The sequence below is a fragment of the Pseudoalteromonas sp. SR43-5 genome (genome assembly GCF_014163835.1).
Taxonomy (GTDB): Bacteria; Pseudomonadota; Gammaproteobacteria; order Enterobacterales; family Alteromonadaceae; genus Pseudoalteromonas; species Pseudoalteromonas distincta.
The window spans coordinates 28,398-53,945 of sequence record NZ_JACJEA010000005.1 but is presented as its reverse complement, the minus strand read 5'-3'; the positions used below and the strand labels follow the sequence as shown (position 1 = coordinate 53,945).

The 25,548-nt window shown below is 39.4% G+C and carries 23 protein-coding genes; 19 read left to right on the top strand and 4 right to left on the bottom strand.

The features are described from left to right. The first annotated feature begins 24 nt into the window (after window positions 1–24). From H5090_RS04360 to H5090_RS04325, 8 genes are all read left to right on the top strand, one after another. Window positions 25–675 (top strand): peroxiredoxin-like family protein, encoded by a 651-nt coding sequence (locus H5090_RS04360; RefSeq protein ID WP_039490073.1) that lies wholly within the window; start codon window positions 25–27, stop codon window positions 673–675. Further along, the gene (locus tag H5090_RS04355) at window positions 675–1,442 is read left to right on the top strand and encodes a haloacid dehalogenase type II (protein WP_182694434.1); all 768 of its coding nucleotides are present in this window, start codon (window positions 675–677) and stop codon (window positions 1,440–1,442) included. The genes H5090_RS04360 and H5090_RS04355 overlap by 1 nt, the downstream gene beginning before the upstream one ends. A 220-nt stretch (window positions 1,443–1,662) precedes the next feature. Then, on the top strand, window positions 1,663–2,271 hold the full coding sequence (locus H5090_RS04350; protein WP_002961502.1) for a PilZ domain-containing protein: 609 nt from the start codon (window positions 1,663–1,665) through the stop codon (window positions 2,269–2,271). A 57-nt stretch (window positions 2,272–2,328) separates the two neighbouring features. Next, a complete protein-coding gene (locus H5090_RS04345; RefSeq protein ID WP_182695104.1) occupies window positions 2,329–3,384 on the top strand; it encodes an agmatine/peptidylarginine deiminase in 1,056 nt (351 codons plus the stop codon). Further along, the gene (locus tag H5090_RS04340; protein ID WP_024597239.1) at window positions 3,381–4,274 is read left to right on the top strand and encodes a carbon-nitrogen hydrolase; all 894 of its coding nucleotides are present in this window, start codon (window positions 3,381–3,383) and stop codon (window positions 4,272–4,274) included. The genes H5090_RS04345 and H5090_RS04340 overlap by 4 nt, the downstream gene beginning before the upstream one ends. Before the next feature lie 59 nt (window positions 4,275–4,333). Beyond that, on the top strand, window positions 4,334–7,807 hold the full coding sequence (mfd, locus tag H5090_RS04335; RefSeq protein WP_182693198.1) for a transcription-repair coupling factor: 3,474 nt from the start codon (window positions 4,334–4,336) through the stop codon (window positions 7,805–7,807). Further along, window positions 7,807–8,643, top strand: a complete 837-nt coding sequence (locus H5090_RS04330; RefSeq protein WP_165723939.1) for a peptidoglycan binding protein CsiV — start codon at window positions 7,807–7,809, stop codon at window positions 8,641–8,643. Before mfd ends, H5090_RS04330 begins: the two co-directional genes overlap by 1 nt. 19 nt (window positions 8,644–8,662) lie before the next feature. Then, window positions 8,663–8,917, top strand: a complete 255-nt coding sequence (locus H5090_RS04325) for a lipoprotein (protein ID WP_024597375.1) — start codon at window positions 8,663–8,665, stop codon at window positions 8,915–8,917. Between the two features lie 54 nt (window positions 8,918–8,971). Here H5090_RS04325 and H5090_RS04320 read toward each other — a convergent pair whose 3' ends face one another. The 3 genes from H5090_RS04320 to H5090_RS04310 form a co-directional block, all read right to left on the bottom strand. Further along, on the bottom strand, window positions 8,972–10,324 hold the full coding sequence (locus H5090_RS04320) for a hypothetical protein (RefSeq protein ID WP_024597376.1): 1,353 nt from the start codon (window positions 10,322–10,324) through the stop codon (window positions 8,972–8,974). 104 nt (window positions 10,325–10,428) lie between these two features. Further along, entirely contained in the window at window positions 10,429–12,879 is a 2,451-nt protein-coding gene (locus H5090_RS04315; RefSeq protein ID WP_138488891.1) for a TonB-dependent receptor, read from the bottom strand. 622 nt (window positions 12,880–13,501) lie between these two features. After that, complete coding sequence (locus H5090_RS04310) at window positions 13,502–13,927, bottom strand: hypothetical protein (RefSeq protein WP_039490088.1); 426 nt, start codon at window positions 13,925–13,927, stop codon at window positions 13,502–13,504. 339 nt (window positions 13,928–14,266) lie between these two features. On the opposite strand from H5090_RS04310, the gene ccoN reads away from it, so the two are divergent. From ccoN to ttcA, 11 genes are all read left to right on the top strand, one after another. Next, window positions 14,267–15,700: a cytochrome-c oxidase, cbb3-type subunit I gene (ccoN, locus tag H5090_RS04305; protein ID WP_002961515.1), complete on the top strand. Its 1,434-nt coding sequence runs from the start codon at window positions 14,267–14,269 to the stop codon at window positions 15,698–15,700. Window positions 15,701–15,712: 12 nt separating this feature from the next. Further along, entirely contained in the window at window positions 15,713–16,387 is a 675-nt protein-coding gene (gene ccoO, locus H5090_RS04300; RefSeq protein ID WP_024597379.1) for a cytochrome-c oxidase, cbb3-type subunit II, read from the top strand. Window positions 16,388–16,393: 6 nt separating this feature from the next. Then, on the top strand, window positions 16,394–16,579 hold the full coding sequence (locus H5090_RS04295) for a CcoQ/FixQ family Cbb3-type cytochrome c oxidase assembly chaperone (protein WP_024597380.1): 186 nt from the start codon (window positions 16,394–16,396) through the stop codon (window positions 16,577–16,579). Then, window positions 16,576–17,610 carry a cytochrome-c oxidase, cbb3-type subunit III gene (ccoP, locus tag H5090_RS04290; protein WP_182695103.1) on the top strand — a complete coding sequence of 345 codons (1,035 nt, stop codon included), beginning with the start codon at window positions 16,576–16,578 and terminating at the stop codon, window positions 17,608–17,610. Before H5090_RS04295 ends, ccoP begins: the two co-directional genes overlap by 4 nt. A gap of 149 nt (window positions 17,611–17,759) precedes the next feature. Then, complete coding sequence (locus tag H5090_RS04285; RefSeq protein WP_002963075.1) at window positions 17,760–18,251, top strand: FixH family protein; 492 nt, start codon at window positions 17,760–17,762, stop codon at window positions 18,249–18,251. Window positions 18,252–18,259: 8 nt separating this feature from the next. Beyond that, complete coding sequence (locus tag H5090_RS04280) at window positions 18,260–20,635, top strand: heavy metal translocating P-type ATPase (protein ID WP_182695102.1); 2,376 nt, start codon at window positions 18,260–18,262, stop codon at window positions 20,633–20,635. Continuing rightward, window positions 20,632–20,799 carry a cbb3-type cytochrome oxidase assembly protein CcoS gene (gene ccoS, locus H5090_RS04275; RefSeq protein ID WP_002963071.1) on the top strand — a complete coding sequence of 56 codons (168 nt, stop codon included), beginning with the start codon at window positions 20,632–20,634 and terminating at the stop codon, window positions 20,797–20,799. The genes H5090_RS04280 and ccoS overlap by 4 nt, the downstream gene beginning before the upstream one ends. Beyond that, complete coding sequence (locus H5090_RS04270) at window positions 20,792–21,463, top strand: sulfite exporter TauE/SafE family protein (protein WP_182695101.1); 672 nt, start codon at window positions 20,792–20,794, stop codon at window positions 21,461–21,463. Before ccoS ends, H5090_RS04270 begins: the two co-directional genes overlap by 8 nt. Window positions 21,464–21,533: 70 nt before the next feature. Next, window positions 21,534–22,271, top strand: a complete 738-nt coding sequence (locus H5090_RS04265; protein ID WP_002963069.1) for an FNR family transcription factor — start codon at window positions 21,534–21,536, stop codon at window positions 22,269–22,271. A gap of 103 nt (window positions 22,272–22,374) precedes the next feature. Further along, window positions 22,375–23,307 (top strand): universal stress protein UspE, encoded by a 933-nt coding sequence (gene uspE / locus H5090_RS04260; protein WP_182695100.1) that lies wholly within the window; start codon window positions 22,375–22,377, stop codon window positions 23,305–23,307. A 153-nt stretch (window positions 23,308–23,460) separates the two neighbouring features. Beyond that, complete coding sequence (gene ttcA, locus H5090_RS04255) at window positions 23,461–24,375, top strand: tRNA 2-thiocytidine(32) synthetase TtcA (protein WP_182695099.1); 915 nt, start codon at window positions 23,461–23,463, stop codon at window positions 24,373–24,375. 81 nt (window positions 24,376–24,456) lie between these two features. On the opposite strand, the gene H5090_RS04250 is transcribed toward ttcA, so the two are convergent. Next, window positions 24,457–25,518, bottom strand: coding sequence for a hypothetical protein (locus H5090_RS04250; RefSeq protein ID WP_165723935.1), 1,062 nt, complete (start codon window positions 25,516–25,518; stop codon window positions 24,457–24,459). Window positions 25,519–25,548: the final 30 nt, after the last annotated feature.

The following is a 25,548-nucleotide window of genomic DNA, read 5'->3' as shown; positions in this document are numbered from 1 at the left end:
TAGTCTAATTATTGAGGTTCAATCATGAGTTTAAAAGCGCAAATAGATGCCTATAACGTACAAAAAGATGCCAAATTGCCAGCTGACGTTTTGGCACTAATGAACACTACAAACGAAGAGCTAATTGCACAGCATATAAAAGACAATGCATTGCAAATTGGTCAAAAAGTAGAAAACTTTAGCTTAGCCAACCATAACGGCGAAAACATTGAGCTTGCAGATTTATTAAAAAAAGGCCCGGTAATTATTAGCTTTTACCGTGGTGGCTGGTGCCCATATTGTAATTTAGAACTAAAAGCACTTAACGACTACTTACCACAATTTAAAACTCAAAGTGCTCAGTTAGTCGCAATATCACCACAACTACCTGATGAAACTCTCTCAACTGCACAAAAAAACGACCTTGAATTTGACGTGCTTTGCGATGTGAGCAATAAAGTAGCTGAGCAATTTGGTTTATTGTTTACACTTGATGAGCGTATTCAAGCGTTATATACACAATTTGGTATTGATTTTGAACACTACTACGGCGATAAAAGCTTTAAATTACCGCTACCGGCCACCTATGTGATAAACCAAGAAGGTGTTATTACATACGCATTTTTAAGCGAAGATTACACCCTACGCGCAGAACCTATTGATGTTATGACAGCACTTGAATCGGAGAATAATTAATGTCTATTTTAAAATCGTTAAAAACACTTACTCTTTCACTACTTCTGGGCACAAGCCTTGTATCTGGTTATGCAGTCGCTGATGAACCAAAAGAACAAGCAAAACCTAAAGTGCTTATTTTTGATGTAAACGAAACCCTACTTGATTTAACGTCAATGCGTACCTCTATTGGTAAAGCGCTAGGCGGACGTGAAGATTTATTACCACTGTGGTTTTCAACTATGCTGCATCATTCATTAGTAGATACAGTAAGCGGTAGTTACCACGACTTTGGGCAAATCGGTGTGGCGTCACTTCTTATGGTTGCTCAAAACAACAACATTGATATTACAAGTGAACAAGCTAAAACAGCTATTGTTACGCCTCTTTTAACGCTTCCTCCCCACAGCGATGTTAAAGAAGGACTGGCAAAACTCAAAGCACAGGGCTATAAGTTAGTAAGCCTTACAAATTCTTCAAACAAAGGTGTAAAGGCACAATTTGAAAGCGCTGGTTTAATGTCTTACTTTGATGCGCGTTACAGCATTGAAGATATTAAAATTTACAAACCAGACTTACGTGCGTATGAGTGGGTACTTAAAAAGCTAAACGTAGCACCAAATGAAGCAATGATGATTGCAGCCCATGGCTGGGATGTTGCTGGTGCAAAAGAAGCAGGCTTACAAACCACTTTTATAGCACGCCCAGGTAAAGCACTTTACCCATTAGCTAAAAAACCAGATCACGTTGTGAAAGATTTACATGAATTAGCCGATCTACTTAAATAAGTACACGCTGATGAATCAATACCCAAGCGGCCAATGTTAGGATGACATTGGCCGCTTTTTTGTAACTACCCCTAAATATCTCTTAGTGTATTTATTATCATAATTAGTATGTTAAAAATTGAATGTAAACAAAGCATTTAGCCCGCTATGCGTTATTTTATCTGCTAGCAATTTAGTACTCACAACGCTACTATTAAATAAATACGTGGTGGAGAACATAATGAATAGTGAAAGATTAGGTGAGTTTGAGCAGTACTTTCAAATTAATGAAAGTATAAGAGTAAATTTATTTCCCGTATCAAACGGACAAGTTCCTAAATCGCAGCTTGAGCTTGAAGACGACATTCCCCCACTATTTAGATTAGCAAATGAAGTAAGTGAGCTTGAGCAAAGCTCGTTACGCCCACTGCGTAACTTAGGCGATATAGCACAAGAGCTAGCTACTTTTTTACAAGCGCAGTCACGTAAAATAGATTTAATAATGAGCCATATTTTGGCCTCAGAACAAGCCCAAGATAACGCAATACAATGTGATAGCTACGGCGGTGGCGGTATTCGTTTTACATCACCTGAAGTACACTCAATTGGCCAAGCATTTAGAACCAAACTGTTTTTGCACCACGAGGCCTCTGCGGTTTATTGTTACACCGAAGTTGTGGCAGTAGAAAAACAAGATAGCGAACACTACCAATACACTATGCTCTTTACCGCAATTAGAACCACTGACCAAGAACTTATTGTTAGAGCGAGTTTACATGCTCAAACCCGCCAACTTAAAAAACGTCAAGAACTTGATCAAAACCAAGGCGACCTAAACAGTGATAATTAGCTGACATCTTTATGTAAAATGCTAAACTAGCGCCATCTTAATTAGTATATAAAATTCATGAACTTTAGACTTTTACCAGAATGGGCCGAGCAAGACGCTGTTATGCTTACATGGCCTCACAAAGACACCGATTGGGCCGACAACTTAGCGCGTGTAGAACCTGTATATATTGAACTTGCTAAACACATAACAACGCAGCAACAGCTTGTTATTGTGGCGCATAACAGTGCCTTAAAAGTGCATATTACAGCATTACTAAATAGTGCTAACGTCTCTCTTAATCGTGTTCATTTTGTAGTAACGCCTACTAACGATACCTGGGCGCGCGATCATGGTCCGCTTACTTGCGCCGCTATTGATTCAACAGAACAATTAAAAGTATATGATTTTACTTTTAATGGTTGGGGCAATAAGTTTGAAAGCACATTAGACAATCAAATTAATCGTACTTTGGTAAAAGAGCTAAGTAGCACAAACAACCAATATCAAGCGCTCGATATGGTACTTGAAGGTGGCGGTATTGAAATAAACGAGCACGGTGTGTTGCTAACAACCAGTGAGTGTTTGCTTAATAAAAACCGTAACCCTGATTTAAACCCAAATGATATTGAAGCACTTTTAAAAGAGCACTTAGGCGCGACGAGTTTTTTATGGGTTGAACATGGCTATTTAGCGGGCGATGACACCGACAGCCACATTGATACCTTAGTGCGTTTTGCACCAAATAATACCCTTGTATATGTGCAGTGTGACGATAAAACTGATGAGCATTTTAGCGCACTTGATGCGATGGAAAAACAACTAAAAACCTTTAAAACTGCCGATAACACCCCATATAACTTAATTGAGTTACCGTGGCCAAAAGCCGCTTATGACGATGAGCAAACACGCTTACCGGCTACCTACGCTAACTACTTAATTATTAATAATGCTGTGCTTGTGCCAACGTATAATGATGCCAATGATGAACGTGCTCTTGCACAAGTTCAAAAAGCATACCCACAACACACTATTATTGGCGTAAATTGCCAACCAATCATTGAACAATTTGGCAGCCTGCACTGTATTACAATGCAATTACCTCGTGGATTTTTAGCTGGAGCAGCACAATGACAAGCCCTGCAAAATTAACCGTTGCGTTAGTGCAACAAAGCAATACCGATAACGCAAAGGACAATATGGCAAAATCAATAAGTGCCATTCGTGAAGCCGCTCAAAAAGGTGCAAAACTGGTTGTACTCCAAGAGCTACACCGAAGCCTCTATTTTTGCCAAACCGAAAATGTTGACGTATTTGATTTAGCCGAAACCATTCCAGGCCCTAGCAGTAATGCCTTAGGTGAGCTTGCTAAAGAGCTAAGCATTGTTATTGTCGCGTCTTTATTTGAAAAGCGCGCTACGGGCCTTTATCACAATACTGCGGTTGTATTAGAGCAAGACGGCAGTATTGCAGGTAAATACCGCAAAATGCATATTCCTGATGATCCAGGTTTTTACGAAAAATTTTACTTTACCCCAGGTGATATCGGTTTTGAGCCTATTCAAACCTCGGTGGGTAAATTAGGCGTGCTAGTATGTTGGGATCAATGGTTTCCTGAAGCTGCACGTTTGATGGCAATGGCTGGCGCTGAGGTATTAATTTACCCAACCGCTATCGGTTGGGATCCTAACGACGACATTGCTGAGCAAACTCGTCAAAAAGATGCGTGGGTTATTAGCCAGCGTGCCCATGCTGTTGCCAATGGCGTGCCGGTAATTAGCTGTAACCGCGTTGGCCATGAAAGTGACCCTAGTGCGCAAAGCGATGGTATTTCGTTTTGGGGCAATTCGTTTATTGCAGGCCCACAAGGTGAACTATTAGCAGAGGCTAATAATACTGATGAGCAAATTTTAGTAGTAGAAATTGATCAAAAACGCTCAGAAAACGTAAGACGTATTTGGCCTTTCTTACGTGATAGACGAATTGATCACTATAAAGACCTAACAAAAATATACCGAGACTAAGTAACCTTAACTCAAGATGGCTCTTACTTGCTAAGAGCCAACTATAAATGGAGTAATCAATGGCGTTTGAGCAATGGGCAGCCTTGCCTTGGGTAAAATCTCATAAAGATAAAATTCAATGGGGCCAGCTAAGCGGAAGTGGTTTAAGTATTGCTATTGCTGAAGGCGTTAAACAACAAGATAACTTAGTCTTAATTGTTACGCCGGATACACCAAGTGCACTGCGCCTTGAAACAGAATTAGAATATTTATTACCCGATAACCCAGTCATGGTATTTCCTGATTGGGAAACTCTGCCATACGATCATTTTTCTCCCCATCAAGATATTATTTCAGCCCGTTTGGCCACTTTAAACACCTTAAAAAAAGAACAACAAAGTGTGTTAATTGTGCCTGTATCTACTTTAATGTTGCGCACAGCCCCGGCCTCATTTATTTACGGTTCAACAATAAACTTTAAAGTGGGCGACAAACTAGACACTCATAACTTTCGTGACAACTTAGAGCAAGCTGGTTATTTAAATGTTCAACAAGTAATGGAGCACGGCGAATACGCTATACGCGGCTCTATCGTTGACTTATACCCAATGGGTAGCCCACACCCATTTAGACTCGACTTTTTTGATGACGAACTCGATACCATTCGCTTATTTGATGTAGAAACACAGCGCTCTGATGAAAAAGTAGATAAAATTGAGCTACTTCCAGCACATGAATTTCCTACTAACGACGCTGATATTGAACGTTTTAGAATAAGCTACCGTGAAAAATTTGGTGCAAGCTCGCAGCAAGACTCTGTATACATGCAAGTAAGCAAAGGTAACTGGCCTGCCGGTATTGAATACTACATGCCGTTGTTTTTTGAAAAGCTCGCGACTATTTTTGACTACCTGCCAGAAACAACTACCGTTATGCAACTGGGCGATTTAGAGCACGCGGCAGATAACTTTTGGCACGATGTAAATGTACGCTATGAGAACCGCAGAGTTGACCCACTTCGCCCATTACTAGAACCCAATGCGCTTTATCAGCCTATTGAAGAGCTGTTTTCTAATTTAGGCAATTTTGCACGTATTCGTTTATCGCTTGCAAAGCTTGGTACTAAAGCGGGCAATAAAAACTTAAGCGTTAGCGAGCTGCCTGCTATTCGAATTGATCATAAGCAGCATGAACCTTATGGCGCGTTTATAAATTATGTAGCAGAGCAAAAAAAGAAAAAAGGCCGCATATTACTCAGTGTTGAATCGGACGGTCGTCGCGAATCATTACTGAGCATTTTAAAACCAAGCGGTTTAAAATTTAAAGAATTTGAAACACTCGAACAATTTACAAAAAGCGCGAGTGATGTAGGTTTAATAGTAAGCCCGCTTGAACAAAGTGTCGTACTTGGCACTAAACCAAGCCTATCTATTATTACCGAGCAAGAACTGCTAGGTATAAAAGTATCTCAGCGCAGACGCCGCAAGCACAAGTACGAAGCCAGCCAAGATGCGCTAATCCGTAATTTAGCCGAGCTTAAAGAAGGTCAACCTGTTGTGCATCTTGATCACGGTGTTGGCCGTTATCAGGGGCTGCAAACAATTGATGCTGCAGGTGTAGTTACTGAATTTGTAACAATTACTTATGCAAGTGAAGCTAAATTGTACGTGCCAGTGTCTGCATTGCATATGCTGAGTCGTTACTCTGGTGGTGAAGAAGCCAGCGCCCCGCTGCATAAGCTTGGCTCAGATGCATGGGAAAAAGCAAAAAAACGTGCTGCTGAAAAAGTTCGCGATGTCGCCGCAGAGTTACTCGACATTTATGCTCAGCGCCAAGCAAAACCTGGTAATAAATTTACTCTAGATGCCCCCGCATATCGACAATTTAGCGATAGCTTTCCGTTTGAAGAAACTGACGATCAGCGCAACGCCATAGAAGCCGTATTAGGTGATATGCAATCAAAACAAGCGATGGATCGTTTAGTGTGTGGTGACGTAGGCTTTGGTAAAACAGAAGTGGCCATGCGCGCTGCTTTTGTAGCAGTTAACGATGATAAACAGGTAGCCATTTTAGTGCCCACCACCTTGCTCGCTCAACAACACTTTGAAAACTTTAAAGACCGTTTTGCTGATTTTCCTATTGAAGTAGGTGTACTTTCGCGCTTTAACTCCACTAAAGAGCAAAAAGACACACTTGAAAAAATGGCCAACGGTAAGCTCGATATAGTTATTGGCACGCATAAACTTATTCAACAAGACATTAAATTTAACGATTTAGGCTTGTTAATTGTTGATGAAGAGCATCGCTTTGGTGTTCGCCAAAAAGAGAAAATTAAAGCACTGCGCGCCGATGTAGACATACTCACACTGACTGCAACACCAATACCTCGTACACTCAACATGGCCATGAGCGGCATGCGCGATTTATCGATAATCGCAACGCCACCGGCTAAACGTTTAGCGGTAAAAACCTTTGTACGCCAACGCGATGTAGAACTAATACGCGAAGCGGTACTGCGAGAAATTAAACGCGGTGGCCAAGTTTACTTTTTACATAACAACGTAGAAACTATCGAGCGTGTTGCACAAGAAATTAGTGAATGGGTACCTGAAGCCAGTGTGACAACAGCCCATGGCCAAATGCGCGAGCAAGAGCTTGAGCAAATAATGACTGACTTTTACCATCAAAAATACAACGTGCTGGTATGTACCACGATTATCGAAACCGGTATTGATGTGCCTACGGCTAATACCATTATCATGGACAGAGCAGATAAACTCGGCCTTGCCCAGTTACACCAATTACGTGGACGAGTTGGGCGAAGCCACCATCAAGCGTATGCCTACTTACTAACAGGTGATCCTAAAGCGCTTTCTAAAGATGCGAGTAAACGCTTACAAGCAATTGAATCATTAGAGGATTTAGGTGCAGGTTTTGCCCTCGCTACACACGATTTAGAAATTCGTGGTGCGGGTGAGCTACTTGGCGATGATCAATCAGGCCAAATGCAAACCATTGGCTTTAGTTTATATATGGAAATGCTCGAACAAGCCGTAAATGCGCTGCGCGAAGGTAAAGAGCCAACGCTTGAAAACCTACTTCAAAAACAAACCGAAGTAGATTTAAAGCTGGCTGCATTATTACCTGATGACTACATACACGATGTTAATGCACGCTTGGGTATGTATAAGCGAATTGCAAGTTGTGCTAACCTTGATGATATGGATGAACTACAGGTGGAACTAATAGACCGCTTTGGTTTACTACCTGATGCTGCTAAAAACCTATTTAGCCTACAATTATTAAAAATGAAAGCTAGTAGTTTAGGTATAACTAAAATTGAGGCAAACCCAAAAGGTGGTTACTTTGAGTTTAGCCAAGATACCAAGGTTAACCCTAGCTTCATCATTGGCTTGATACAAAGTGCACCTAAGGTGTACAAAATGGATGGCGCAAATAAACTGCGCTTTGCAATTAGTGAGGCAAATGCCCGCGAACGCTTAAAAATGGTCACTGCAATGATTGCAGATTTCGAAAAAAAGGTTAGCCATTAATGTTGCTAAAAAAATCGCTTATTGTTTTATGCTGCTTATTTAGCAGCACTGCATTTGCAGAACGCTGGTTTGAGGTTGAGGTGCTTGTATTTAAACAGCGCCCTGCCCCGTATTTACAAGAAGACTTTAGCCTTAAGCACAAAGCTATTGAAGATAAAAATACGCTAGACTTACTGACCCCTCTTTACACTGAACAAGCAATGCAGGCCTGCATAGATGGCGATGAGCGTTTTCAAAAACGCACTTTTACTGATTCATTAGTTAATTCAAACCCGCAATCAGGTGTATGTGACAACAGTATTGACTACCTACAAAGCTACGATGAGCTACCTGTAACGCCTTTAGCACCCGCTAAAGATGATATGCAGCAAACCTATTTATTAGCGCCGCAACAGCTGCAATTTAAAGCGCAATATAGGCAACTGGACCGCAAAGGCTTAACACCTATTCTACATACTGGCTGGCGCTTTGAAGGTGCAAGCAAGTCACGCGCCCCAAGCATGCATTTAATGGCGGGTAAGCATCTTAAAAATGAACCCAATGTAACACCTAGCTATTCAAACCCTGATTTTGTAAGTTTATTGAATTCACAACCGGCGCTATTTAACGACCCAGATCAATCAAAAGCAGAATGGGAACTAGACGGTTTATTTAAAATACATTTACGACATTATTTATACATAACAGCTAATTTTGATATTAGCCAAAAGCTAGAAAACGGCGATATAGAGTCAGCCCGTTTTTCTCAGTTTAGACGTGTAATTAGTGGTGAAGTACATTACTTTGACCATCCACGAATGGGCATGATTGTCCAGATCAGAAAATTCAAACATTAATATTAAGTAGGATATAACAATGAAAAAACTCCTTATCATCGCAGCTACATTAAGCCTTGCGGCTTGTTCTAAGGTAAGTCTTGAAAATTATGAAAAAATTAAAGTAGGCATGGATAAGACTGAAGTTGAAACTATTTTAGGCAGTGCTGATAACTGTGTTGAAAAAACACTACATACAAACTGTGTATGGGGCGATGAAGCAAAAAATATCGAGATCACGCTAGTATCAGACAAAGTAACTTTATATAGCAAACATGGCTTAGCTAATAAATAAAGTGACCAAATATTAGGGGCTGATTGTATCAGCCCCTTTTAAAATTAATTAAACTCATTTTTTGGAGTAGATAAGCTCAATATTAACGATTTTACTGCGATTTAACGTTATTTTATAGCGTTGATAAAGTGTTTTATCTTCCTCAGTTAGCACAAGTACCATGTTTAATTGATAACGCCTTTCTACAGCCTGCTTAGAAATTTTATTACTGTCTAAATGATATAGCTTCCCTTCACCACGTTTTAAATAACGTGCAAATGGTGCAAGATTAAATTGTAGCGTGTGCTGTAGCGTATCGTAGCCGGGCAAAAATTCTTTCGCACTAACACGTGTCTCACTTGCAAAGTGTAACCACTGCGCAGCTTGTTTATTTTGTTGACGACGTTTTGAAAAAATAGATTTCACTTCTTTAGGTATTTTCTTAAAGCGCATGTATTCAAGCCAAATTAGCTGACTCGCTACTTTGTCTTTGGTAATACTATTTTTAAAACTAAATCGCCACTTAGGTCGCCCTTGTACAATGGCTCGCCAAATCATACGTGTAATATCTTCTTTAAATATTTCACGTAGCCCGTATATAACACCTAAAATTAAAATAAGTGTCGCGGTGACTTCAGTAAACGTTGAGCGAGCATTGAGTATTACAACCATCACAAATGCCATGATAACGGCTGTAACAGTGCCTTTAACTAATCGCTTAAGGTAGCTGTTAAGAAACCGCGTTTGACGCTGTAATATTACGCCGTGCTCAATTAAGCGTTGTAACAAGCGCATTTTATTTGTTATTCGATTTGCGTCTTGCATGGTTGTTTCAGAGTTGTAGCTTTTCTCTGCTCGATACGTATTTTCGCTTTTACAAAACTGCAGTAAATCGTTACGCTCTTTTGCATAATCGCTACTACGTGGGCCTTCATCTAAAAGCTTTAAAAAAGATTGCTCAACATGCCAACTTAAATAGTTATCAGCATTGGTAAAAAATGGCAGTAGCTTTTCGTCATCTGGTGTGTAGCGACGCAGCTTTTTTAAAAGCCCTTCGCTTTGCTCATATACCTCGTTAGCACGTTTATAAAAATCTTCTGCTTCATCAATTTTTAACGCGTCTTTTATATCGGCATCAAGGGCTAAACGTACTTGGTAACAAAATAAATTAAGGTTTTGCCGGTAATCTTGTTGCTCACCTTTGTTTTTACTAACAAAACGGCTTCGCACTAAAGGCAAGTGTATATTATTAGCGTTATACGCTAAGTGTGATTTAAAGTGGTTATTAAAATAAGATTCTTCGGTAAGTGTTTGCGGATTGATCCCCATTTCATTAGGGATTGAAAAATACAGATCTATGCGCTGTTCAGAACGAGGTGTTAGTTCTGGTTCAATGACAAAAGATAAGTTTTCATCTTGTTTTAACAATCAGTTCTCCTTCTAAAATATCGTTTTAGTGTACTTGTCTCCTTTATTTTGTTCAATAAAAAAGGCTCAGTAAATACTGAGCCTTAATAAGATTAATGTGCTAGTTAAAACTTGTAGTTTACACTTGCAAACACGCGAGAACCAACTACATCGTAAATTTCTGGAACAGTGCCCATATCATTGCCGCCTAGAACTTCTTCTGGCTCTTTATCAAAGATATTGTTCATACCACCGGTAACACGAAGTGCATCATTGATGTTATAGCTCATAGAAATATCATGGTAAATAACGTTATCTGTGCTAAACGACTCACCGTAGTAATCGCCGTCCATACCACGGAGAAAACGTGCATTATAAAGCACATTAAATGCATCAGTTATATCGTAGCTTACAGATAGATTAGATTTAATTTTAGAGTATCCACCGATGTTGCCATCAATAGTGCCAGTGTAATTAATGTCATCTTCTTCAAACTTGATTAAATAAGTTGTATCAAGGTTTATACGATAGTTATCTGCAGAGTAGCTAATATTCCAATCAACACCTGATGTTTCTTGAGAACCTACGTTAGTTAGTGCTGAACTTAGGTTAGATAAGTCACCAGATTGTGTGATGTTTACTGATGAACATGATTCTGAGTCACCTGCAAAACAGCTATTCATTTCGTTTTGAACATCTAAGCGAGTAATCGCATTAGTAATATCAAACTTCCAGTAATCTAGAGTTGTTGATAAGCCGTCAGCTACTTCCCAAACCATACCAAAAGTGAAAGAGCGACTTTCTTCGGCTTTAAGATCGTTATCACTTGTGTAGTTTACAAGTATTTGAGCATCTTGTTCGTTGCCCCATGGATCAGCTAGGTAATCGTACGAACCTGAGTTACCACCAAACAGTTCTGATACGTTTGGTGCTCTAAAGCCAGTAGCTAATACAGAACGAACCATAAACTCTTCAGTTACATTCCACGTTGCACCAAGTTTCCACGTTGTTTCGCCACCAAAGGTAGAGTAGTTATCGTAGCGAGCAGCACCTTCAAGGGTAACAGTCTCTAATACCGGCATAGATGTTTCAAAGTAGATAGACTGTACTGAGAAATCACCTTCAGTTGGATCTTGTTGTGCAGCTGTGCTCTCACCAAGCTGAGTAATTAGATCTGGTGTGTAGTAACCACTTTCAAAGCGGTTTTCTACACCGATTGCGTAACCAATATCACTTTCTGTTACTGCACTATAACCAGCTGAAAGAATAAATTGCTCGTTACCACCTTCGTTTGACTCAGTATAAATTGAATCGTTAGATGTTAATAAGCTACGATCTAAAGAATCACCGCTAAACCAAAGAGCTTGGTTTGCATAAATGCTTTCTTCAACTCGACTTGCATTAATTGAGTTTTGAACTTTATCTTTTGAGTCATTACGACCGTAAGTTGCACTTACATCCCAGCTTGCATCGTTATCTAATAAACCTTGTAATGCAACAGATACACGGTAAGTGTCAGTTTCTTGCTCATAAATACGAGGACCAGCATCAACCATTCTTCTTCTGTACTCTAAAGAGTCAGCAAGATCGCCTGTATCTGCGTCACGGAAGCTATCTGTGTAAGTTGAATCCAAGCTAGAAGTACTTAAATCAATACTTGCTGGTTGTGGTGCAAGTTGTTGGTTAGATTCACGACGTGTATACATCAAATCAACATTAAATGTAGTGTCTGAGTCTAGCTCTTTGTCAAAACTAGTAAATAAGCTGTATAGCTCATTAGGTGTTTGAGCATAGCTTGATGTTGTGAAATCGTATGAAGTAGTTCTATCTGCAAAAACACCATTACCCTGGTAAGTTCTGCCGCCCAGTGTTCCTTCAGGGATAAATGAAGACTCGCCAGGCTCTACAAAACGACGATCCGACTGAATTACTTCACCACGGTTTGAGTATTGAGCACCAACAACTAAGTTGCCATCGGCAATATTCATTCCGTGTAATAAACTAACACCGTAATTATTGCCATCACCTTTTGTAGTGCGGCTGCCTTCAACGTTAAGCTCTGAACCTTCAAAATCTTTCTTTGTTATGATGTTAACAACACCAGCAATAGCATCAGAGCCATATACTGCAGACGCGCCGTCTTTTAAGATTTCTATAGATTTGATCATTGCTACAGGAATGGTATTTAAATCAACAGAAGAATCTGCGCCGGTTCCTGAAGAAACCATACGACGACCATTTAATAATACCAGTGTACGTTGCGAGCCCATACCACGTAGGTTGACTGTCGCAGAACCACCTGAACCATTATTACTTGAAGCGCCTAAGCTAATACCAGCAGCTGATGGCTGAGTAGAAAGTATGTCAGCAACCGATGTGAAACCACTTTTTGCAATGAAGTCATCACCGATAACTGTGATTGGGCTTGATGTTTCCATATCAGTACGATTAATGCGAGAGCCAGTTACCTGAATTTTTTCAATTGATGTAGCTGCTTCGTCAGCCGCTAAAACTTGCACACTTGAGAACATTGGTATTGCTGCGATTACAGCTAAACCAAGAGTTGATTTTTTCATGAAAGAACCCTACTTGTTGGAAATTTACCTTTATTGGTAATGCTCACTTTTTATTAGAATAGTGAGTCAGGTGGGCAACTTAGGCGCTTTTAACTGAACGAAAACTTAATGGCAGCTCAATTTATATCAAGAAATAAAATGGAATAACCATAGTAGGTACATAGGTTACATTATGTTTCAGTGTTAATTAATAAATACACTTTAAAAACAATACCTTGAAAAGACAAGGAAACATTAGAAACACACCTGAAACCAAAGTGATTCACTTTGTAATCAAATGTAATTAACTGAGCTACGTACCAAAAACAGACAAATTAACAACTTAATCACAGCACATTATTAAAACCGCAAAACTAAATGTTAATTAATAACCATATTTATGCATACTTGATGCTTAAATAGTCTTATTTAGCCTCTTTGGAAGGTTTTTTGATTAGATTTTTTTATTCAGTCGTAATTAAAGTTGAACTTTTTGAGAGCACTTATTCACTATTGAAGTTTTGTCAGTATTAAAACCTAAAAAGGCAATTTTATTGATCTTGTCACTCAAATAATCGTATGTATAAGAAAACGAACTCACATCAAAAATGTAAGCTGTATACAAGAGTTTGTAGTCGCAACTTTAATACGTTACGTAAAAAGAGTAATTGAGTGTTTGTATTACAGAGGTGGCATTATCTTTAACGGTTAGTTCTAAATTCCAAAGCATATTTTGCTCTGAACAAATACCAACCATAGTATTACTTTGCCAAAGATCATTATGTTTTTTAAATTTTTGGGGAATGTAACCCATGTACATAGTGATGCCTTTAAGCTTGGCATCTTCAATTGTAACGTTTGCAGGTAAGTCACTAAAGATAGTAAATGGGGTTTCGGGGGAAAGGGTTTTCTCGCTTAACCATACTTTAACATCATTTGAAAAAGTACAAGGCAAATTGGCTTCGCACTGGGCATTTTTAAGAAATTTTTCATCTGTATTTTTAGAAAAATCACACGCTGTTAATAAAAAAAACACCACAGTGAATAAACTTAACCTATATATAAGCATAACAATTTCGCACTAAAGAAAAGCAAATACTAATAATCGTGACTGTAAATAACAAGTGCGAGTGTTACTATTAGGCCAAATTAGGCACAAACTGTATCAAAAAATAAACAACAAGCTCACAAAGTTTGATTGATGTCATAATTTTATGTAATTGACCTATCTTTTTTAGGCCAAAAAATTTATCATTTCACCCGCAAAAAATAAGGGTTTCTCAAGTTTTTTTCTGAAGTTTTCATGTATTGAAAGTTTTAGGTAACACGCTTGAGAAAAATAGTAGGCCCCACTTTTAATAGTGGGTAATTCATTTCTAAACGCATTTATTGCAGCGGAAGCCAGAAAATGAGCCAAACAGTAGCATCACAAACTGAGTATAACTATAAGGTTGTACGCCAATTCGCTATTATGACAGTGATTTGGGGCATCGTTGGCATGAGTATTGGGGTTCTGATTGCTGCCCAATTAGCTTGGCCAGCACTTAACTTTGATACACCATGGTTAACTTACTCTCGACTACGTCCGTTACACACGAACGCAGTAATTTTCGCATTTGGTACTAGTGCACTGTTTGCGACGTCTTATTACGTCGTACAACGTACTTGCCAAACGCGTCTTTTCTCAGACAAACTCGCCGCCTTTTCATTTTGGGGCTGGCAGCTAGTTATTGTATTAGCAGTAATTACATTACCACTTGGTATTACTAGCTCAAAAGAATACGCAGAACTTGAATGGCCAATCGATATTTTAATCGCTGTGGTTTGGATTGTTTACGCTATTGTATTCTTTGGTACTTTAATCAAGCGTAAAGTGTCGCACATTTATGTTGCTAACTGGTTCTATGCTGGCTTTATTATTACTGTTGCAGTACTACACATTGTAAACAGCATGGCAGTGCCTGTGTCGTTAACTAAATCATACTCAATCTACGCAGGTGCGGTAGATGCTATGGTTCAGTGGTGGTACGGTCATAACGCTGTAGGTTTCCTATTAACTGCTGGTTTCTTGGGTATGATGTATTACTTTGTACCAAAACAAGCAGGTCGCCCAGTTTACTCATACCGTTTATCGGTAGTTCACTTTTGGGCATTAATTTCATTATACATCTGGGCAGGTCCTCACCACCTTCACTACACTGCGCTTCCTGATTGGACGCAAAGTTTAGGTATGGTTATGTCTATTATCCTATTCGTACCGTCTTGGGGTGGTATGATTAACGGTATTATGACCCTATCAGGCGCATGGCATAAACTGCGTACTGATCCAGTACTACGCTTCTTAGTTGTTTCATTGTCTTTCTACGGTATGTCTACGTTCGAAGGCCCTATGATGGCAATTAAATCTGTAAATGCGTTATCTCACTACACAGATTGGACAATCGGCCACGTACACTCAGGTGCACTAGGTTGGGTTGCTATGATTTCAATTGGTGCTATTTACCACTTAATTCCTGCGTTATTTGCGCAAGGTCGTATGTATAGCGTTAAATTAGTTAATACCCACTTCTGGTTACACACTGTAGGTGTTGTTTTATACATTGTTGCAATGTGGATCTCTGGTGTAATGCAAGGTCTTATGTGGCGTGCGGTAAATGCCGACGGTACATTAATGTACAGCTTTGTGCAGTCTTTAGAAGCGTCGCATCCTTTCTACATTATGCGTTTTGTAGGCGGTGTATTCATCGTAACAGGCATGTTAGTTATGGCTTATAACGTTTTCCGTACAATTTCAGCTGAGAAAGAATCTCTGAAGTTAGACGCGCAAGCACAATTAGCATAACGGAGTGAGATGATGAGCAATAAAAATTCACAAAACAAACATGAAATAGTAGAAAAGAACGTTGGCCTTATGGCTATTCTGACTGTTTTTGCTATCAGCTTTGGTGCATTAGTTGAAATTACTCCGCTAATGTTCCAAGACGACACAACTAAACCAGTAGAAGGCCTACGCCCTCTTAATGCTTTAGAAATGGAAGGCCGTGACATATATGTACGTGAAGGTTGTTATAACTGTCACTCACAAATGATCCGCCCTTTTCGTGATGAAGTTGAGCGTTACGGTCACTACTCTGTAGCAGGAGAGTCAGTATGGGATCACCCTTTCCAATGGGGTTCTAAACGTACTGGTCCTGACCTTGCTCGCGTTGGTAAACGTTACTCGGACGATTGGCATTATGCTCACTTAGTTGACCCACGTGCTGTGGTTCCTGAGTCGAATATGCCAGGTTTTCCTTGGTTAGCAGAGGATAAGGTAGACACAAGCCTGACTCTGAAAAAACTACAAATTTTCCGTGATACTTTTGCTATTAACCCAGAAAACCCTAAACACCCGGGCCTAGGTTATGGCAGCGACGAAGAACTTAAAGCTGATGTTGAAAAAGTTAACGCTATGAATAACGGCGAAGGCGCAACAGAAATCCAAGCTCTAATCGCGTATTTACAGCAACTTGGTACCCACTTGAAGTAAATTATTATGGATTACGGAACATACAGAGGCATTTTGACTCTGGTAATTTTAGTATTGTTTATTGTGATTGTTGTATGGGCATACAGCAAGCGTAGCAAAAATCGTTTTGACAGCGCTGCTAATGCCATTTTTGAAGATGAAAAAAAACATAACAACACACTCTCTAACGAGGAAAAGGAGTCTGAAAAATGACTAGCTTTTGGAGTATTTGGGTTATTGTATTAACCCTTGCATGCTTATGCATCATCTTTGGCCTATTAGTTTGGAACTTAAAAAACTATGCTGGCGTAAAAGAAGGTGAAAGCTGTGGACATGAATTTGACGGCATTGAAGAGCTAAATAATCCACTACCAAAATGGTGGACCTACATGTTTTTCGCAACTTTTATTTGGTCAGTATATTACCTTGCAGCTTACCCAGGTTTAGGCAACTGGGAAGGTTTAGGTAAATGGACTAGTTCTAACCAAGGTATTACGTCTTTAGCTGAATCTAAAAAAGCAGTTGCAGAGGCCAAAGCAGAAGGTCGTTTTGTTAAACTTGATAAAGAGTATGAAACTGCAGAAGAACGCTTTGGTCCTATTTTTAATCGACTTGCACAAGTGCCGGTTTTAGATTTAGTTAATTCTAAGTTTGAAGGTGACGCAGCGCAGCAAGTTGCTCTTGAAAATGGTGACAAACATGAACAAACAGATGGTCAACTAGCCATCGAAATTGGTCAGCGTTTATTCTCACAAAACTGTGCGCAATGTCACGGCTCTGATGCACGTGGTGGAACAGGCTTCCCTAACCTAACTGATAAAGATTGGTTATATGGCGGTACACCAGACAAAATTAGAGAAACACTGCTTAATGGTCGTATAGCTGCAATGCCAGCTTGGGGCGATGCTCTTGGTGAGCAAGGCGTTAAAGAAATGACAGCGCATGTACTGAGCCTTTCTGGTCGTACTGTTAACCAAAAAGATGCTGCCGCAGGTAAAGCTAAGTTTGCAATGTGCGCCGCATGTCACGGTGCTGACGGTAAAGGGTCGGTTGCACATAACCTACCATTTGGCGCGCCTAACCTGACTGATAACATTTGGTTATACGGTGGTTCTCAACGTGCTGTTGAAGAAACACTTAACCACGGCCGTGCTGGTGTAATGCCTGCTTGGAAAGACATTTTAGGTGAAGATAAAATTCACTTATTAACAGCCTACGTTTACAGTTTATCGCAAGATAAATAAGCACGCGGTTAATAAAATGTTTATAAATTAATTTATTTAATTCAATAGATTAATCCAGATCAAAAAAGCCTCCAGTCGGAGGCTTTTTTTTAGTCTTTTACGTATAATTCCTATAAAATAACGCTTCCTAAACTAATTTTAGAGACACTATGCAACCTACTCCGTGGTATAAAAATTTTTGGCCTTGGTTTTTAATCTTTTTTCCGTTAGTTGCCATTATTGGCTGTATTAGCTTATTTATTACGGCAATAGGTAACGGCCCAGATATGGTTGTTGACGACTACTACAAAAAAGGTAAAGCAATAAACTTAGAACTGACTAAGTTTGAAAAAGCAAAAGCACTTTACTTACATGGCGAATTAAATGTAACCAACGAGCGTGTAAGCTTTAAGTTTACAAAAGGTGACAGTAGCAACGTACATGTTTTAAAACTTTCGTTTTACCACCGTACTATTAAAGCGCATGACTTTGAGGCAACACTTACGCCTAATGCCAATCAAGAATTTACTGCATTACTTGATAAGTATACGCCAGGTGCATATTCTGTATTTATTGAGCCAATTGATGGCAGCTGGAAACTAAAAGAAAACATTGTTCTACCGACGGCTGAAACCGTTTTAGTTACTCCTAACTATAAGTAATCATTACTATGTCTCACTCTTGCTTTCATTGCCTTGAAAGTGTGCCAAACGGATTTAGCGCAAACGTTATAATTGACGATATTGCCCAGCCAATGTGTTGCATTGGCTGCCAAGCAGTTGCGCAAAATATTGTTGATCAAGGTATGACTGATTATTATAAATACCGAACTGTTCGCGCAGGCAAGGTTGAGCAACTGGTACCTGAGCAACTCGCATTTATAAAAAGTTATGACAACGAAGACATTCAAGACGAATTTATAGCCACTAACGACAATATCTCAGAGGTATTGTTGAGTGTTGAAGGTATAACCTGCGCAGCGTGTGCATGGCTTATCGAAAAACAACTCTTAAACTTAAAGACTGTAAAACGGGTTGATGTAAATACATCCACCAACCGCGCGATGATCCAATGGGATAAAACCAACACCCCATTGAGTGAAATTATTACCGCACTTGCCAAAATTGGTTATAAAGCCTACCCATTTCAATCAGATATTGAAGCTCAACAAAAGCAACAAACTGCCAAAGCCTATATTCGCCGCTTAGGTGTTGCAGGCTTAATGACCATGCAAGTTATGATGTTTGCGTTTGCCATGTACTTTGGCATGTTCTCCGGGATGGACAGCAATTTTGAGCAGTATTTTAGATGGATCAGCTTAGTACTTGCCTCTCCGGTTATTTTATATAGCGCACTGCCCTTTTTAACCAACGCCATAAATGGCTTAAAAGCAAAACAGCTCAATATGGATTTACCGGTATCGCTGGCTATTTTTGGTGCGTTTGGCGCAAGTTGTTACGCCACATTTATGCAAGTCGGCGAAGTATATTTTGAGTCTGTGTGCATGTTTACCTTTTTACTTTTATTAGGTAAGTACCTTGAATTTAGAGCGCGTTTAAAAGCGAGCGAATTTACTGCCAACTTACAAAAATTATTGCCATTAACAGCCCGCACCATTAACGAAAGTGGTGAAGAACTTATAATTGCAGCCAAAAAACTAAAACTTAATGACGTAGTACTCATTAAAGCGGGTGAAACAATCCCTGCCGACGGCGAACTTATAAAGGGTAAAACTACGGTTGATGAATCAATGATGACGGGCGAACACCAACCCGTTACAAAATTTATCGGCCACAATGTCTACGCCGGTTGCGTTAACCATGACGGTGTTATTGAAATAAAAATCAATAAAATTGGCCAAAATACGCTTTTAAATCAAATTATCCGCTTGCAACACAACGCATTAACTAAACGCCCTAAACTGGTTGAAATTACAGATAAAGTTGCGCAATGGTTTATAGCGTGCCTGCTTATATTTGCTTCACTTACAGCTATTGGCTGGTACCAAATTGACCCTGAACACGCATTTTGGATCACCATTTCGGTTTTAGTTGCTACCTGCCCATGTGCCCTGAGTTTAGCCATACCAACCGCACTTACATGCGCGGTTGCAACCTTGACCCGTAAAGGCGTATTAATAAAACAAGCGCATGTGCTCGAAACACTCTCACAAATTACGTTATTTGCCTTTGATAAAACAGGCACACTTACTCAAGGTAAATTTAGCCTAGATGAAGTAGATATACTCGATAAGCAATACACAAAAGCGCAAGTGCTAGATATGGCAGCTATGTTAGAGCGTTATTCTGAGCACCCTATCGCCAGCGCATTTGATGAAATTACTCCTGCTCACCACAATCTTAATAACGTTGAAGTGCATCCAGGTCTGGGAATTAGCGCACAAGATGCAACTAATCATTATGCAATTGGTAAAAGTGGTTGGTTTGATAGCAAAAAATCAAATGCACAAGCAAGCTTGTATATAAATAAGCAGGTTGTTGCACGTTTTTACTTTATTGATAAAGTAAAAAACGATGCTAAAAAGCTTATAGACTCACTTCAATCGCAAAACTTAACGTGTCATATGTTAACCGGTGACGCGTCAGATGCTGGGCAAAAAGTAGCTAAACAACTTAACCTTGAAAGTGTGCAATCTGGGTGTTCGCCACAAGATAAACAAACAGCTGTTGAACAATGGGCGTCACAAAACGAAGTAGTTGCAATGGTCGGCGATGGCGTAAACGACAGCCCTGTATTTGCCAGTGCCCATTTATCCATTGCAATGGAAACCGGTGCCGACATTTCTAAAAACAGTGCCGATGTAGTGCTGTTAAACAGTGATTTAGCCTCTATTGCGCACCTACTCAATGTTGCTAAGCAAACTAGGCGAATCATTAAGCAAAACCTGGCGCTGTCTTTGTTGTATAATGCCTCTATTTTACCGCTTGCAGCGCTTGGGCTTGTTGACCCGTGGATGGCCGTTATCGGTATGTCTGCCAGCTCAATTATTGTGATTAGTAATTCACTAAGGCTATTAAAGTTATGAGCATAATTTACATTTTGATCCCCATTGCCATTTTGTTTGTCATTATTGCTATAGGCGTTTTCTTTTGGGCCGTAAAAAGTGAGCAGTTTTCTGATTTAAATAAGCAAGGTCATAGTATTTTGTTTGAAGACGACAAAGAGCAACATAACAAAAGTAATGATTGACCCTCTTTACACCAGCGCATTTTTAATGGGGCTAATAGGTAGCGGTCATTGCATTGCGATGTGCGGCGGTATTGCAAGCTCATTACAACTGGCAAGTGATAAACGCAAAGCATTCACCTATTCATTTGCCTATAATACCGGACGTGCACTGAGCTACATGGCAGCAGGTGCACTTGTTGCTGGTATTAGCAGCCAATTTGCTAGGCAAAACACATCTTTTTCTTTAGCACTTTCATTCATTGCAGCTATTTTTATGCTCCTTGTCGGCGTGTATATAATGCGCTTAGGCCCTACGTTGCAATGGTTAGAAAAAATTGGTAAAACCTTAGTGTGGCAACACATTGTTAAGCTAAATAAATACTTAATACCTATTAACTCACCATTTAAAGCCCTAGGTTACGGTGCTTTGTGGGGATGGCTTCCATGTGGACTTGTTTACTCAGCACTTACATGGGCGATGACTAGCCCAAGTGCCCTAGACGGTGCTTTAGTGATGCTTTGTTTTGCTTTGGGTACTTTCCCCGCAATGATCACGTTAGGCGTTACCGCACAAAAACTAAATAGTATTATTAACCACCCTTGGACCCGAATTGTATTGGGCAGTGTTATAATCTGGTATGGTATCTACTTATTGATAATTGCAACTGACAAGCTGATACAATAACCTATTCGCAGTATTAACCTTTTATGGTTATTTTGCAGTCGTGTGTATAAAAATTTAAACGGATTAAATTATGGATTTCTCTCAAAGTCGCGCTAAAGGTAATTGTGCTATTAGCTGTAATAACTGCAGTATTAGTCAATTGTGCTTGCCATTTTCTCTCAATGGCCAAGAAATGGATAAGCTAGACGAAATTATTGAGCGAAAAAAACCACTCCATAAAGGCGATTATCTATTTGAATCAGGCGCACCTTTACAGGCTATTTATGCTGTACGCTCTGGCTCATTTAAATCGTACACATTATCAGAGCAAGGTGATGAGCAAATAACCGGGTTTCATTTAGCGGGTGACTTAGTAGGCTTTGACGCGATAAGTAAAATGGCGCACCAGAGTTTTTCACAAGCACTTGAAACGTCAATGGTGTGCGAAATACCATTCGATACCCTTGACGAACTTGCTGGTAAATTACCAAAACTTCGTCAACAAATAATGCGCTTGATGAGCAGCGAAATTACATACGATCAAGAAATGCTGTTATTACTCAATAAAAAATCAGCAGAAGAACGCTTAGCTAGTTTTATTTATAACTTATCAGAGCGTTTTGGTGAACGTGGTTTTTCACGCAAAGAATTTAGATTTACCATGACTCGCGGTGAAATAGGTAACTACTTAGGCCTTACCGTAGAGACCATTAGCCGTTTATTAAGCCGTTTTCAAAAAGCCGACTTAATAAAAGTAGAAGGTAAATTTATTACAATTTTAGATAATGATGCCTTAGCTAAAACGGCAGCAATCGTTAAGCCTCGCTAAATTAAATAGTTTGATTTAGAACAACAATTTATATGCTACCCCTTTAACTGTTTTATATTTGCGTTACACTAATTGTACACCCGTTAGGCAAATGGAGTAGCATATGAACACTATTAAACGCATTATTGCGGTTATTGACCCTACCAAAGACGATCAACACGGTTTATCACGTTCAATAGACTTAGCCAAAAAATCTGGCGCAAGTATTACCGCCTTTATGACGGTTTACGACTTCTCTTATGAAATGACAACGATGCTATCTGGCGATGAACGCGAAGCAATGCGTGATGCCGTACTAAAAGATCGCCAGCTATGGCTTAACGATTTGGTTTCACCTTACAAAGATATAAATATTGACACCCAAGTGGTTTGGCATAACCGTCCTTATGAAGCCATAATCGATACTGTATTTGATCAAAAGTACGATTTAGTAATTAAAGGCACACATCAACATGGTGCACTTAAATCCGTTATTTTCACCCCTACCGACTGGCATTTAGTACGAAAATGCCCTGCCCCTGTGTTGTTTGTTAAAGAAATGGCATGGCCAGAAAACGGTAATATTTTAGCTGCTGTGAATGCGGTTAGTGAAAACGAAGAACATGTAGCACTTAATAAACGGGTAATTAAAGACGCACAATTTTTATGTGAACTTGCCAACGCAAAACTTAATTTAGTTAATGCTTATCCTGCAACGCCCATAAATATAGCAATCGAAATTCCTGAGTTTAACCCTGGACTTTATAACGAATCAGTTAAAAAACACCACATTGAATCAACCAATGCACTTGCTGCTGAGTTTAATTTAAGCCAAGAGCAATGTTTTATTGAAGAAGGCCTACCTGAGGATGTAATCCCTGATGTAGCTAAGCGGTTAAATAGCGAATTAGTTGTTATTGGTACCGTTGGTCGTACAGGCTTAAGTGCCGCTTTAGTAGGTAATACAGCAGAGCATGTAATTGATAGCCTTGACTGCGATGTACTAGCACTTAAGCCCGATGGTTACGTAAGCCCGATGGCAAAGAAACTAGATTAATTAAAAATTTAGCAAGTAACATCCAGTTTGTTACTTGCTAAAAATACCGTGTTTAATTACATCCTAAACTCGCATATTCAGGTGGTTTGGGTATAATACGCCCCTTTATTTTTAGCAAATAACTTTGCTGTATTGTTTTACTAGGGGGCGTAATTGTCACACTCAGATCAAGCTAAAGCTCAATTTAACTTAAATAAGCTACAAAAGCGTTTACGTCGCCAAACTGGTCAAGCCGTTATGGACTTCAATATGATTGAAGAAGGTGACCGTATAATGGTGTGTTTATCAGGTGGTAAAGACAGCTACACAATGCTTGAAATGCTTCAACATTTAAAACGTGTAGCACCTATAAAGTTTGATCTCGTTGTTGTAAACCTAGATCAAAAACAACCAGGGTTTCCTGAGCACGTTTTACCCCAGTATCTTGATAAATTAAATGTAGAATACAAAATTGTAGAAGAAGATACCTACAGCATTGTTACTGACATTATTCCTGAAGGTAAAACAACCTGTTCACTTTGCTCACGACTGCGTCGTGGTATTTTATACCGCACAGCAAATGAGTTAGGCGCAACTAAAATAGCCCTTGGCCACCATCGTGACGACATGATTGAAACGTTGTTTTTAAATATGTTTTACGGTGGAAAACTAAAAAGTATGCCGGCTAAATTAATGAGTGATAACGGCGAGCACATGGTTATTCGCCCACTTGCATACTGTAAAGAAAGCGATATAAGCCAATACGCATTTGCACAAGGTTATCCAATTATTCCGTGTAACCTATGTGGTTCGCAAGAAAACCTACAGCGTAAACATACAAAAGTAATGCTCGCTAAATGGGATGCTGAGCATCCAGGTCGTATTGAGAGTATTTTTACAGCAATGCAAAACGTCGTGCCTTCACACTTAGCTGATGCTGATTTGTTTGATTTTAAAAACTTACAAACCGGTGAAGTCATTGATGGTGGCGATATAGCTCTTGATAAGCCAGACATTCCTATAGTGCCTGTTACTAATGAGCTTGATGAACAAGAAGCGCCAAGTGTAGTTACTATAAATCTAAGCTAACATATCTAGGCTAACAAATTTAAGGGGTTGTATTTATGTACAACCCCCTTAAATTTACCAATTCAGCCTTACGTTGTCTTTTTAACTCTCAGCTAGGCCTTGTAAAAACTCTAAACTTAACTTTTCTTGTGCATTAGTCTGATACGGCAACTGCTGTAAACTGTCGTACGAGAAATCGTTTATATCAAAATGGCTTATTTCACTATTCCCAAAGCTGTTACGCTCACCTGGGCTTGGCGACATTCTTTCTATTACAAAGTCACTTAAGCGCATATCGGTAACGCCCTTAGGTAATACTGACCAATGAGCTTTTAAGTCTACGGTTTGGCTCCCTTGTGTTAAGCGTTCCTTAGATACCAAATGAGCAAGTGGTGTATCACCACTATATAAATTCGCCCTAACACGATACAAACCACTTTTTATCACCGTTAAATTAGCTGGCATAATCATGTTTTCATTTTGAGCATAAGCAATTTCAAAACCTGTCAAAGTAGCACTTGGCGGCATATATTGAATTTGCGCAACTACGGGTACTTTTTTGCCGTCAACATCGCCCTGCACATACACTTGCAAACTACGAGGGTAATCTTCATCTTCTTTAAATGTAATAATTGCCTCACCTTCACGCGCATTGCCCGTATGGGTATTTAATACTTCCTTTGTATCAGTATTTGCAAGTTCAACGACCACTTTACCAAGCCCTTGAGCGCTTACCTTTATTGTTATTTCTTCTGGATATACAAAACGATATTGTTTGAGGCTTACCGTTAAAGCATCGCCGCTTTCACCTATGGGGCTCGACACAGGATAAAACTGATTTGGCTTTAATCGATCTTCATCTAAAGGACTCAAAGGTTGAGAATAAGGAGGAAACTTAAGTGCACTTTCGTATTGCATCACCACTTGCTGCGCTGCTTTTGTTAGGTCTTCATTAAACGCAATTTGCTTTTTTGATTGTGGTTTTTTAGCTTTAGGCACATCTATAGGGATCACTTTTACAGGCGATAAGTCAGGTGCGTTCGCGCTGTGTTTAATCTGTGGTTTTATTGGCTCAGCAACTTTATGAGCATCATTTTTACCAGTAAACCATAGCGAGAATAAAATAGTGCTAATAATTAAAGCAACGACATAAAATTTTTTCATTTTTATATTTCAATCTTTTATAAGGCGTAT

Excerpts from the sequence above, each read along its gene's own strand:
- ccoS (WP_002963071.1), top strand. The coding sequence starts at position 20,632 with ATGAGCATAATTTACATTTTGATCCCCATTGCCATTTTGTTTGTCATT.
- H5090_RS04330 (WP_165723939.1), top strand. The coding sequence starts at position 7,807 with ATGTTGCTAAAAAAATCGCTTATTGTTTTATGCTGCTTATTTAGCAGC.
- H5090_RS04265 (WP_002963069.1), top strand. The coding sequence starts at position 21,534 with ATGGATTTCTCTCAAAGTCGCGCTAAAGGTAATTGTGCTATTAGCTGT.
- H5090_RS04360 (WP_039490073.1), top strand. The coding sequence starts at position 25 with ATGAGTTTAAAAGCGCAAATAGATGCCTATAACGTACAAAAAGATGCC.
- H5090_RS04325 (WP_024597375.1), top strand. The coding sequence starts at position 8,663 with ATGAAAAAACTCCTTATCATCGCAGCTACATTAAGCCTTGCGGCTTGT.
- mfd (WP_182693198.1), top strand. The coding sequence starts at position 4,334 with ATGGCGTTTGAGCAATGGGCAGCCTTGCCTTGGGTAAAATCTCATAAA.
- H5090_RS04345 (WP_182695104.1), top strand. The coding sequence starts at position 2,329 with ATGAACTTTAGACTTTTACCAGAATGGGCCGAGCAAGACGCTGTTATG.
- H5090_RS04340 (WP_024597239.1), top strand. The coding sequence starts at position 3,381 with ATGACAAGCCCTGCAAAATTAACCGTTGCGTTAGTGCAACAAAGCAAT.
- H5090_RS04280 (WP_182695102.1), top strand. The coding sequence starts at position 18,260 with ATGTCTCACTCTTGCTTTCATTGCCTTGAAAGTGTGCCAAACGGATTT.
- ccoO (WP_024597379.1), top strand. The coding sequence starts at position 15,713 with ATGAGCAATAAAAATTCACAAAACAAACATGAAATAGTAGAAAAGAAC.
- H5090_RS04250 (WP_165723935.1), bottom strand. The coding sequence starts at position 25,518 with ATGAAAAAATTTTATGTCGTTGCTTTAATTATTAGCACTATTTTATTC.
- H5090_RS04270 (WP_182695101.1), top strand. The coding sequence starts at position 20,792 with ATGATTGACCCTCTTTACACCAGCGCATTTTTAATGGGGCTAATAGGT.
- H5090_RS04310 (WP_039490088.1), bottom strand. The coding sequence starts at position 13,927 with ATGCTTATATATAGGTTAAGTTTATTCACTGTGGTGTTTTTTTTATTA.
- ccoN (WP_002961515.1), top strand. The coding sequence starts at position 14,267 with ATGAGCCAAACAGTAGCATCACAAACTGAGTATAACTATAAGGTTGTA.
- H5090_RS04350 (WP_002961502.1), top strand. The coding sequence starts at position 1,663 with ATGAATAGTGAAAGATTAGGTGAGTTTGAGCAGTACTTTCAAATTAAT.
- ccoP (WP_182695103.1), top strand. The coding sequence starts at position 16,576 with ATGACTAGCTTTTGGAGTATTTGGGTTATTGTATTAACCCTTGCATGC.
- H5090_RS04315 (WP_138488891.1), bottom strand. The coding sequence starts at position 12,879 with ATGAAAAAATCAACTCTTGGTTTAGCTGTAATCGCAGCAATACCAATG.
- H5090_RS04355 (WP_182694434.1), top strand. The coding sequence starts at position 675 with ATGTCTATTTTAAAATCGTTAAAAACACTTACTCTTTCACTACTTCTG.
- H5090_RS04285 (WP_002963075.1), top strand. The coding sequence starts at position 17,760 with ATGCAACCTACTCCGTGGTATAAAAATTTTTGGCCTTGGTTTTTAATC.
- H5090_RS04295 (WP_024597380.1), top strand. The coding sequence starts at position 16,394 with ATGGATTACGGAACATACAGAGGCATTTTGACTCTGGTAATTTTAGTA.
- uspE (WP_182695100.1), top strand. The coding sequence starts at position 22,375 with ATGAACACTATTAAACGCATTATTGCGGTTATTGACCCTACCAAAGAC.